This is a genomic window from Polaromonas sp., assembly GCF_041689105.1.
Classification (GTDB): Bacteria; Pseudomonadota; Gammaproteobacteria; order Burkholderiales; family Burkholderiaceae_C; genus Polaromonas.
In genome coordinates this window covers 19612-30199 of the sequence record NZ_JBDNGU010000190.1, presented here as the reverse complement: position 1 = coordinate 30199, position 10588 = coordinate 19612, and the positions used below count along the sequence as shown (strand labels likewise).

Here is a 10588-nt window from a genome sequence, read left to right as displayed (position 1 = left end):
GAACGCGAAGGCGGCGTCGGTCTGGGCCTGGCACTGGTCAAATCCATCACCGAGCGCCACGGCGGCACGGTGCGCTGCGAAGACAGGCCGGGGGGCGGGGCTTCTTTTGTGGTGGAACTGCCGGTGCTGGCCACCACCTAGGCGCCTGAGACCGGCCACCGCCAGCGTGAAATAAATCCTGATTTCAGTGCTTATTCATGCTGAAAGAGACACTCCTCCCCTATTTAGGGGATGCCGAAAAAGCAACCTGACCTCTACAGTCCTCAGGTTGCTGTGACAACACCGGTAATTCAAAACAAAGCAAAAAGGCGAGGAAGCAGGTCGACCAACAGGCCGAACCGATCTCAACGACGTTCTCTTTGAGGAGAACTTTCACCAGCTGCCTCAGGGCAGCTTTTTTTTGGGTCTTTTCAGCATAATCTGCCCATGAACGACACCCAACTGCCCGACTATCCCCGCCTGCAAACCCGCCTGACCCGTCAGTTTGGCCTGCAGACGCCACTGGTGCTCGCCCCCATGGCGCTGGCGTCGGGCGGCGCACTGGCCGCCGCGTGTGCCCTAGCCGGCACACTTGGACTGGTCGGGGGCGGCTATGGCGATCTGGCCTGGACGCAGGCGCAATATGCCCTGGCGCTGCAAGCCACCCACGCCGACAACGCCCGCGCGCGCCTGGGCTGCGGCTTCATCGCCTGGAAACTCGACGAAGATGCCTCGGCGCTTGATTGGGTGCTGGACCATCCGGCCGACGAAAAGCCGCGCGCCATCATGCTGTCCTTCGGCGACCCGCGGCCCTATGCGGCGCGCATCGCTGCCGCCGGCGCGGCGCTGATCTGCCAGGTGCAGCGCCTCGATCAGGTGCCGCAGACCCTGGAAGCGGGCGCGCAAATCGTCGTGGCGCAGGGCGGCGAGGCCGGTGGCCATGGCATGAACTCGCTGAACAGCCGTGCCACCATCAGCTTCGTGCCCGAGCTGGCCGACTGGCTGGCAGTCCACTCGCCCAAGACCCTGCTACTGGCGGCTGGCGGCATTGCCGACGGGCGCACGCTGGCCGCAGCGCTGGTGCTAGGCGCGGACGGCGCGCTGGTCGGCTCGCGCCTGTGGGCCACGCAGGAAAGCCTGGCCGCGCAGGGCGCGAAGGATCTGGCTGTCCGGACCCGGGGCGACGGTACGGTGCGCAGCCCGGTGTTCGACATCCTGCGTCGCAAAAACTGGCCCGAACCCTACGACTTCCGCGCCATTCGCAATCGCCTCCACCGGCAATGGGAAGAGCGCATCGACGCGCTGCGAACCGAACCTGAAGCAGCCCGTGCCGACTACGACGCCGGCGTCAAGGCCGGTGATTTTTCCCGCGCCCATGCGACGGTCGGCGAGGCGGTCGGGTTGATCCATGACATTGCGCCGGCCACCGACGTGATCGCGCGCATGAGTGCCGATGCAAGCCATATCCTGGAAAAAACAGGCCGCCTGGCCGGATGACGCCGTCAGCTACAAATTGAGCAACACCCGGCTTGCGCTGATGTCGTTCAGGCAGCGGGTGTGGCCCAGCGGGCATTCGCGCGCGAAACATGGCGCGCAGTCGAGGGGGGGCTGGTAGGCCGGATCATTTTTGAGCCACAGCACGGTGGCCTGCGTATTCAACGGCGGCGTGTGCAGCGGGCTGGACGAGCCGAAGATGGCGACCTGCGGCACACCAAAGGCCGCCGCCACATGCATCAGGCCTGAGTCGTTGCTGATGGTGCTTTTGCCGGCGGCGATCAGGCACAGCGCCTGCACCAGCGTGGTCTTGCCCGCGACATTCAGGCATTTGCCGGCCTGCAAGGCGTTCACGGGAGCCGCGATCTCCTCGCAAAGCGCGGCCTCCTTGCCCGAGCCGAGCAGCACCACTGGCAAGTCCAGCGCGGCGGCGAGTTCCGCAAAGTGGCGGGCTGGCCAGCGTTTGGCGGGCCCATACTCGGCACCCGGCGCGAACACGTGGTAGCCGCCGCGCTGCAGCCCCAGCTGCGCCAACGCCTGATCGATCTCGGCGGGCGCCATCTGCAATTGCGGCCGGTCCTGGTCGAGATCGGCGCCGCCGCTGAGCGCCGAATAAAACGCCACCATCGGCGGCTTGTTCTTCGGGTTTTTGAGGCGGTGCGTGAGCAGGCCCACACGCGCTTCGCCGAAGTAGCCGATGCGCTCGGGAATGCTGGCCAGAAAAGGCAGCAGCGCACTTTTCAGCGAGTTGGGCAACACATAGGCCTTGTCGAAACGGCCTTCGATGCGCTTGGCAATCGCGCGGCGCTCGCGAAACTGCAGGCCACCATGGGCAAAAGGAAATTCAATCACCTCGGCCACCTGCGGCATGGCGCGGTAGACCGGCGCCACCCACGGCAAGGCGCCAACCGTGAGCTGCTCGCCGCGCGCATGCAGGCGGCGCAGCAGCGGCTCGGTCATCACCGCGTCGCCTATCCATTGCGGCGCGATGATCAAGGAAGCCCCCCCGAAGCGGCCTTCGGCCGCCTCCCCCCCGAGGGGGCGCCGCTGGCGGCCCGGCGAAGCCGGTTCCGCGGCGGCCGCTTGAAGGGAGGCAGGCACGTTAGTGGTGAGCACCGACGTGCTCGCCGTCCTTGAGCTTGTACACGGTGCCACAGTAAGGGCACTTGGCCTGGCCGGTGCGCGCCACGTCCAGGTACACCTTGGGGTGGCTGTTCCAGACGGCCATCTCGGCTTTGGGGCTGGGGCAGAACACGCCACCCTGCGGATTGAGATCCTTGGCCAGCAATTCCACAGTAGAGGATGTACTCATAAATTCCTTGATTAATAGAGTGAACGCAATCGAGTGCGCCACTCGGGGCACTGATCCTTCAAGCAGGGGCCGCGGGACCGGCTTCGCCGGGCCGCAGGCGCAGCGGCCCCCTCGGGGGGCAGCGCATTACACGAAGTGAAAAGCGTGGGGGTCAAACTCTTGCCAGCCAGGAGGCGTATTTCGGGTTGCGGCCATTGACGATGTCAAAAAACGCCGCCTGGATTTTCTCGGTGATGGGCCCGCGCGAGCCGCCATCACCCCGGTTGCCGATCTCGACCCGGTCCAGCTCGCGGATGGGCGTGACTTCAGCGGCAGTACCGCTGAAAAACGCTTCGTCGGCGATGTAGATTTCATCGCGCGTGATCGGTTTTTCGCGGATCGCGATGCCGAGGTCGGCACAGATCGAAAAAATCGTGTTGCGGGTGATGCCGTTCAGGGCACCGGCGCTGGAGTCAGGCGTGTACACCACCCCCTTGCGCACCACAAACACGTTTTCGCCCGCACCCTCGGACACAAAACCCTGCGGGTCCAGCAGCAGCGCTTCGTCGTAGCCTTCGTCGGTGGCTTCCATGTTGGCCAGAATCGAGTTGGTGTAGTTGCTGACCGCCTTGGCATGGATCATGGTGATGTTGACGTGGTGCCGCGTGAAGCTTGATGTCTTCACACGAATACCGCGGCGCAAGCCCTCATCCCCGAGATAAGCGCCCCAGGGCCAGGCGGCAATCATCAGGTGAATGCTGTTGCCCTTGGGCGAGACGCCGAGTTTTTCAGAGCCAATCCAGGTCAACGGGCGAATGTAGCAACTGGGCAGCTGGTTGAGACGCACCACATCCAGCGTGGCCTGCATGACCTCTTCCGGGGTGAACGGAATTTTCATGCGCAGTATCTTGGCGCTGTTGAACAGGCGCTCGGTGTGTTCTTCCAGGCGGAAGATGCCGGTGCTGCCGTCCTGCAGCTGATAAGCCCTCACGCCTTCAAAAGCGCCGCAGCCGTAATGCAGGGTGTGGGTCAAGACATGGATTTTGGCGTCGCGCCATTCGACCATCTGGCCGTCCATCCAGATTTTGCCGTCGCGGTCTGCCATGGAAGGTGGAAGGGGGGACATGGTGCGAATCCTCTGTGGGTAGGTCTGTAGGTACTGCAGGTCGGGGGCCGGTGCCGGTCTCCGACCAAAAGCGAAAGGCTGATTTTACGGGGCAGGCGGCGTCTGACCGGAATCGATGGCTGGGGCGGCCTCCGTTTCAGGTTGCGCGGGACGAAACAGCGCGTAGTGGCCGAGCTTGCCGCCGGCAAAGGTGCAGGTGACCGACGAGCCCGAGGTGTCGGTCCAGCGGAAGATTTCGGGTTGCTGGTCTTTCGGCGAGCGCAACTCACCCAGGGCCCGCGTCATGGCCACCACATGCAGCAGCGTGAGCCCGGGCTTGAGTTTGGCATTGAGCATGACGGCGCTGCTGACATGACCAATGGGTTGGTCGGCGGCGCGCCTGAGAACCTGCATCATGCGGGTGAAATGCAGCAGCAGCCACATCAGCAGGCCACCGAAAGCAGCGGCCACACCGGGCCAGCCAAAGCCCCGGTACGCCAGCACCACCACGGCGACGCCGGCCACCGGAACAAGGATTTTCTGGAAGTTCTGGAAATTCATGGCGCTATTTTCGCAGGCGTCCGGACCACGCCGGGTGTGGGGAGTGCTTATCAGGCTGCCGCGCCGGCTTTTCCGGCGTTTGTATAAGTCTTTTTGGCCCTTAGCCCTTGTTCCACCTGCATACAATGCTATTTATTTGATAGCAATTTAGCAGTCGCCAACGACTCAGGCGAGGCTGCGCACCACCTCGATGGCCTGCTCCACCCGCTCGACCGCGTGGATGGTCAGCCCCTCGATGGGTTTTTTGGGCGCATTGGCCTTGGGCACGACGGCCACGCTGAAGCCGAGCTTGGCTGCTTCCTTGAGCCGCTCCTGGCCGCGCGGCGCGGGACGCACTTCGCCAGCCAGGCCGACTTCGCCAAACGCGATAAACCCCTTGGGCAGCGGCTTGCCGCGCAGGCTGGAGGTGATGGCCAGCATCACCGACAAATCGGCCGCCGGCTCGCTGATCCGCACGCCGCCGACCGCGTTGACAAACACGTCCTGGTCCATGCAGGCGATGCCGGCGTGGCGGTGCAGCACCGCCAGCAGCATGGCCAGGCGGTCGCGGTCCAGCCCGACCGACAGTCGCCGCGGACTCGGGCCGCCGCTGTCCACCAGCGCCTGGATTTCCACCAGCAGGGGCCGCGTGCCTTCGAGCGTGACCAGCACGCAGCTGCCGGGCACCGGCTCGCTGTGCTGGCTTAAAAAGATGGCGCTGGGGTTGCTCACGCCCTTCAGGCCTTTTTCAGTCATCGCGAAAACGCCAATTTCGTTGACGGCGCCGAAGCGATTTTTGATGGCGCGCACCAGCCGGAAGCTCGAATGCGTGTCGCCCTCGAAATACAGCACGGTGTCGACCATGTGCTCCAGCACGCGCGGGCCGGCCAGCGCGCCTTCCTTGGTCACATGGCCAACCAGAATGATGCAGACACCGCTGGACTTGGCGGCGCGGGTCAGGTGCGCTGCGCATTCGCGCACCTGAGCGACCGAACCTGGCGCAGACGTAAGTTGGTCGGAATACACGGTCTGGATCGAATCGATGACCGCCACCGCTGGCCGCGTCGCTTCCAGCGTGGCGAGGATTTTCTCCAGCTGGATTTCGGCCAGCACCTTGACTTGCGAGCCCTCCAGCCCGAGCCGGCGCGAGCGCAGCGCGACTTGGGCGCCGCTTTCCTCGCCGGTAACGTAGAGCGTGTCCAGCCCGGCTCGCTGCAAGGAATCCAGCGCCTGAAGCAGCAGGGTCGATTTGCCGATGCCTGGGTCGCCGCCTATCAGCACCACCCCGCCTTCGACAATGCCGCCGCCCAGCACGCGGTCCAGCTCCTCGTGGCCAGTCGGCGTGCGCTGCATGTCGCTGGCTTCAATATCGGCGAGAGTCGCGACTTCAGACGGCTTGGCCAGCGAGGCAAAACGGTTTTTCACCGGGGAGACGCTTTCGGCGACCGCCTCGATCAAGGTGTTCCAGGCGCCGCAGTGTGGGCACTTGCCCAGCCACTTGGGGGTGCTGCCGCCGCATTCGGTGCAGCTGTAAATCGTCTTGTCTTTGGCCATCGTTTGATATTACTGTAATTATTCACAGTACGGGTAAGTCCCGGCTGGGTGACCCGGGACCTCTTTGGGATTTTAATTTAACATGTTAAATAATTACGCGCCTGCCCATGACCACGCCTTTCATTCACCGCAATTTGCCCCGCCTGCTGCTGCAGGCGCGTGAATCGGTGATGGCGCATACCCGGCCGCGCCTGCGCGAACATGCACTGAGCGACCAGCAGTGGCGGGTACTGCGGGTACTCGGTGAACACGGCGTGGTCGAAACCGGCCGGGTGGCGCGTGAGGCTTTCATCCTTGGCCCCAGCCTGACCGGCGTCTTGAGCCGCATGGAGCGCGACGGCCTGATACGCCGCGCGCGCGACCCGGCGGATCAGCGCCGCACGGTGGTTGAAGCTACCGACAAGGGCTTGCAACTGGTCGGCACGCTGTCGCAAACCATAGAAGCGCATTACGCGTGGATGGAAAAGTCCCTGGGCAAAAAAAAGCTGGCGCAACTGTATGAATTGCTCGACCAGGTGATTGAACTGGAGCAACCGTGAGCTGGATGCCTTCAGGAACAGTCTACGGAACGCTGCTGAATTTCCGCAGCGAAGTCGAAGCGCTGACCGCGCAGATGCACCAGCCACCCTACAAAGCGCCGCCTAAAGCGCCCGTGCTGTATGTCAAAACGGCCAACACCTGGAGCGCGCACGACGCGGCCATCGCCGTGCCGGCGCGTGTGCCTGAGGTCGAAGTCGGCGCAACGATTGCGATGGTGATGGGCGACGCCGGCCGTATTCAGGGCTATGTGCTGATGAATGACCTGTCGATCCCGCACACCTCTTTTTTCCGCCCGCCAGTCAAGTTCAAGTGCCTCGACGGGTTTCTCGGCATCGGTGCTTACCTGCCAGCGGCACGCGCTGGCGAGCCTGCGGCGTTCACGCTGGAAGTGCGTATCAACGGTGAGCTGAAGCAGACGGTGGACTTTGCAAATCTCGTGCGCAGCGCCGCGCAACTGCGGGCCGAGGTCAGCGAGTTCATGACGCTGCGGCCTGGCGACGTGTTGATGCTGGGCTGCGACTTTGGCCGGCCACTGGCCAAAGCCGGTGACCGGATCGACATCACAGCCCCTGGCTTGGGCACCCTGAGCAACACGCTGGTGGCGGAGACGAGCGACGCCGAGCCGCCCCCGCAGAGCGTGGGGGCCACATCAACATGAAACATGCTCGCGTGATGTACGAAGGCCGTGTGCATCGCGCCACCAGCCACGCGGTCGGCGGACGCCCCGATGCCGCAGTGCGCCTGGACGACGGCCGGGTCATTGTTGAGGACTTGATCATCTGGCTGCCGCCGCTGGCACCCACGCCGCGTCCGCGCACCATCCTTGCCTTGGGCCTGAACTACGCCGACCATGCGAAGGAACTCGAATTCAAGGCGCCCGAAGAGCCGCTGGTGTTCATCAAGGGCGACGCCGCGCTGACCGGGCACCGGCAGCTGACACGCCGCCCGGCAGACGTGCAGTTCATGCATTACGAATGCGAACTCACGGTGGTGATCGGCAAGACCACAAGGAAGGTCAGGCGCGGCGACGCATACGATTTCATCGCCGGTTACACCATCGCCAACGACTACGCGATCCGCGACTATCTGGAGAACTGGTACCGCCCCAACCTGCGTGTGAAGAACCGCGACGGCTGCACGCCGCTGGGCCCCTGGCTGGTCGATGCGGTGGACATCGCCGACCCCATGGCGCTGGCGTTGCAGACCACCGTCAATGGAAAAATCACGCAAGCGGGCAACACCCGGGACATGATTTTTGACGTGCCCTTCCTGGTTGAGTACTTCTCCAGCTTTATGACCTTGCAGCCCGGCGACCTCATCCTGACCGGCACGCCCGACGGGGTGGTCGATTGCCGGCCTGGTGACGTGGTCGTCACCAGCATTGAAGGCCTGGGCGAACTTTTCAACACGATCGAATACACATGAAAATTGATCACCTCATCAACGGCAAGGCCGTCGCCGGCAGCAGCTATTTCGAAACCGTCAACCCGGCCACGCAGGAAATTCTTGCCGAAGTCGCATCGGGCAGCGAAGCGGAAGTCAACGCCGCAGTCGCCGCGGCCAAAGAAGCTTTCCCCGTATGGGCCGGCATGGCCGCGCCGGCGCGCGCAAAAATCATCCGCAGGCTCGGCGACCTGGTCGCCGCCCATGTGCCCGAGATCGCGCAGATGGAAACCAACGACTGTGGCCAGGTCATCGCCCAGACCGGCAAGCAGCTGATTCCGCGCGCAGCCGACAATTTTTACTACTTTGCCGAGATGTGCACGAGGGTCGACGGCCACAGCTACCCGACCGAAACGCACCTGAACTACACGCTCTACCACCCGACTGGCGTCTGCGCGCTGATCTCGCCGTGGAACGTGCCCTTCATGACGGCCACCTGGAAGGTGGCGCCCTGCCTGGCCTTCGGCAACACGGCCGTGCTCAAGATGAGCGAACTCTCGCCGATGACGGCAGCGCGGCTGGGCGAGCTGGCGCTACAGGCCGGCATTCCGCCAGGTGTGCTCAACATCGTGCACGGCACCGGCAAGGACGCCGGCGAACCGCTGTGCCGCCACCCCGATGTGCGGGCGATTTCGTTTACCGGCTCTACCGCCACCGGCAACCGCATCGTGCGGGCGGCGGGCCTGAAGAAATTCAGCATGGAGCTGGGCGGCAAGTCGCCGTTTGTGATTTTTGAGGACGCAAGCCTGGAACGCGCATTGGACGCTGCAATCTTCATGATCTTCTCCAACAACGGCGAGCGCTGCACCGCCGGATCGCGCATCCTGGTGCAGCAGTCGATCTACGCCGACTTCGCTGCAAAGTTTGCGGAGCGCGCCCAACGCATCCGGGTTGGCGACCCACTGGACGAAACCACCACCCTAGGTCCGATGATCTCGCAGGCACATCTGGCCAAAGTGCGCAGCTACATCGAGCTGGGCCCGAAAGAAGGCGCCACATTGCTGTGCGGTGGGCTCGGCACCCCGGACCTGCCGGAGCGCGTGAGGCAAGGCAACTACGTGCTGCCCACGGTGTTTGCCGATGTGGGCAACCACATGCGTATCGCACAGGAAGAAATCTTTGGCCCAGTCGCCTGCCTGATTCCGTTCAAGGACGAGGCCGACGCGATTCGTCTGGCGAACGACACGCAGTATGGCCTGTCGAGTTATGTCTGGACCGAGAACATCGGCAAGGCGCACCGCGTCGCGGCCGCTGTCGAAGCCGGCATGTGTTTCGTCAACAGCCAGAACGTGCGCGACCTGCGTCAGCCTTTCGGCGGCACCAAGGCCTCGGGCACGGGACGCGAAGGCGGCACCTGGAGTTATGAAGTGTTCTGCGAACCGAAAAACGTGGCGGTGTCTCTCGGATCGCACCATATTCCGCATTGGGGGATTTGAGATGCAGTCATTCGCCTTGCCTGGATGTTTTGCCCCGGTCGGGAGGGCGGAGTACTCTGCTCCGCGCATGTCCTCCGGACAGTTCTGCGCCCTGCCCTCCCCCTTGATTGCGCTGCGCAAAGCACCCCACTCTCCCGCCCTCTTCCTGCGGGTTGGGGACGCCCGCACGCGAACCACCCGGAGCGGGTGGGCGACGAGGGGCGCCCGCCGCAGCGAAGTCAAGGAGGAGGGACGGGCGCAGCCCGCCACGGGGGACATGAGCGGAGGCGGGCGCTCCGCGTCGTCCAGCCGCGGAGCGCGAGTCAACATCGGAAGAGGACCAACATGGGCACATTAGCGCTCGCCGCCAAAATCACCCACGTCCCGTCGATGTATCTGTCCGAGTTCCCGGGGCCCAACTTCGGCTGCCGCGACGCGGCCATCAACGGCCACAAGGAAATCGACCGCCGCTGCCGCGCGCTCGGCGTGGACACCCTCGTGGTGTTCGACGTGCACTGGCAGGTCAACAGCGAGTACCACATCAACTGCGGGCCGAAGTTCGAGGGCACTTACACCAGCAATGAGTTGCCACACTTCATCAAGAACATGCCCTATGCCTACCCCGGCAACCCGGAACTCGGCCATTTGATGGCTGACATGGCGAACGCTATGGGTGTGAAAAGCCGCGCGCATTCAGACACCACGCTCGAACTCGGCTATGGCACGCTGGTGCCGATGCGTTACATGAACAGCGACCAGCATTACAAGGTCATCAGCATCAGCGGCTGGTGCGACTGGCACGACCTGCAGGAGTCCGGGCGCTTCGGCCTGGCGGTGCGCAAGGCCATCGAGGACAACTACGAGGGCACGGTCGCGGTGTTTGCCAGCGGCTCGCTGTCCCACCATTTCGCCGACAACGGGCGCGCGCCCGAGTTCATGCACAAGGTCTACGATCCTTTCCTCGAACAGGTGGACCGCCGTGTGGTCGAGCTCTGGAAGCGCGGCGACTGGAAAACCTTTGTCGGCATGCTGCCCATGTATGCCGAGAAATGCTGGGGCGAAGGCGACATGCACGACACCGCCATGCTGCTGGGCCTGCTCGGCTGGGACAGCTACCGCGCCCCGGTGGAAGTCATCACGCCCTACTTCGGCAGCTCGGGCACCGGGCAGATCAATGCGATTTTTCCGGTCACACCGTTGTCTCGATCCATTGAAAGGACAAGCTGA

The 10588-nt window shown here is 63.8% G+C and carries 12 protein-coding genes; 7 read left to right on the top strand and 5 right to left on the bottom strand.

Annotation, left to right across the window (positions count from 1 at the left end; genetic code table 11):
- Both ACESMT_RS19025 and ACESMT_RS19020 read left to right on the top strand, forming a co-directional pair.
- A partial coding sequence (locus ACESMT_RS19025; RefSeq protein ID WP_372828163.1) for an ATP-binding protein occupies window positions 1-141 on the top strand: 141 nt, incomplete at its 5' end.
- Between the two features lie 285 nt (window positions 142-426).
- Window positions 427-1476 carry an NAD(P)H-dependent flavin oxidoreductase gene (locus tag ACESMT_RS19020; RefSeq protein ID WP_372828159.1) on the top strand — a complete coding sequence of 350 codons (1050 nt, stop codon included), beginning with the start codon at window positions 427-429 and terminating at the stop codon, window positions 1474-1476.
- 9 nt (window positions 1477-1485) lie between these two features.
- Here ACESMT_RS19020 and waaF read toward each other — a convergent pair whose 3' ends face one another.
- The 5 genes from waaF to radA all read right to left on the bottom strand — a co-directional run bounded on the left by waaF (window position 1486) and on the right by radA (window position 5963).
- Complete coding sequence (waaF, locus tag ACESMT_RS19015; RefSeq protein WP_372828162.1) at window positions 1486-2433, bottom strand: lipopolysaccharide heptosyltransferase II; 948 nt, start codon at window positions 2431-2433, stop codon at window positions 1486-1488.
- A 142-nt stretch (window positions 2434-2575) separates the two neighbouring features.
- Window positions 2576-2785, bottom strand: a complete 210-nt coding sequence (locus tag ACESMT_RS19010; protein ID WP_372828158.1) for a zinc-finger domain-containing protein — start codon at window positions 2783-2785, stop codon at window positions 2576-2578.
- A gap of 151 nt (window positions 2786-2936) precedes the next feature.
- Window positions 2937-3890: a branched-chain amino acid transaminase gene (locus tag ACESMT_RS19005; protein ID WP_372828157.1), complete on the bottom strand. Its 954-nt coding sequence runs from the start codon at window positions 3888-3890 to the stop codon at window positions 2937-2939.
- An 84-nt stretch (window positions 3891-3974) separates the two neighbouring features.
- A complete protein-coding gene (locus tag ACESMT_RS19000; RefSeq protein ID WP_372828156.1) occupies window positions 3975-4430 on the bottom strand; it encodes a glycerate kinase in 456 nt (151 codons plus the stop codon).
- A 165-nt stretch (window positions 4431-4595) separates the two neighbouring features.
- On the bottom strand, window positions 4596-5963 hold the full coding sequence (gene radA, locus ACESMT_RS18995; protein ID WP_372828155.1) for a DNA repair protein RadA: 1368 nt from the start codon (window positions 5961-5963) through the stop codon (window positions 4596-4598).
- A 107-nt stretch (window positions 5964-6070) separates the two neighbouring features.
- Here radA and hpaR point away from each other — a divergent pair, with 107 nt between their 5' ends.
- The 5 genes from hpaR to hpaD all read left to right on the top strand — a co-directional run bounded on the left by hpaR (window position 6071) and on the right by hpaD (window position 10588).
- The gene (hpaR, locus tag ACESMT_RS18990) at window positions 6071-6502 is read left to right on the top strand and encodes a homoprotocatechuate degradation operon regulator HpaR (protein WP_372828154.1); all 432 of its coding nucleotides are present in this window, start codon (window positions 6071-6073) and stop codon (window positions 6500-6502) included.
- Window positions 6503-6507: 5 nt separating this feature from the next.
- Window positions 6508-7161, top strand: a complete 654-nt coding sequence (locus ACESMT_RS18985) for a fumarylacetoacetate hydrolase family protein (RefSeq protein ID WP_372828161.1) — start codon at window positions 6508-6510, stop codon at window positions 7159-7161.
- The gene (locus tag ACESMT_RS18980) at window positions 7158-7928 is read left to right on the top strand and encodes a fumarylacetoacetate hydrolase family protein (RefSeq protein WP_372828153.1); all 771 of its coding nucleotides are present in this window, start codon (window positions 7158-7160) and stop codon (window positions 7926-7928) included. The genes ACESMT_RS18985 and ACESMT_RS18980 overlap by 4 nt, the downstream gene beginning before the upstream one ends.
- Window positions 7925-9382, top strand: a complete 1458-nt coding sequence (gene hpaE / locus ACESMT_RS18975; RefSeq protein ID WP_372828152.1) for a 5-carboxymethyl-2-hydroxymuconate semialdehyde dehydrogenase — start codon at window positions 7925-7927, stop codon at window positions 9380-9382. Before ACESMT_RS18980 ends, hpaE begins: the two co-directional genes overlap by 4 nt.
- 324 nt (window positions 9383-9706) lie before the next feature.
- Window positions 9707-10588 carry a 3,4-dihydroxyphenylacetate 2,3-dioxygenase gene (gene hpaD / locus ACESMT_RS18970; RefSeq protein WP_372828151.1) on the top strand — a complete coding sequence of 294 codons (882 nt, stop codon included), beginning with the start codon at window positions 9707-9709 and terminating at the stop codon, window positions 10586-10588.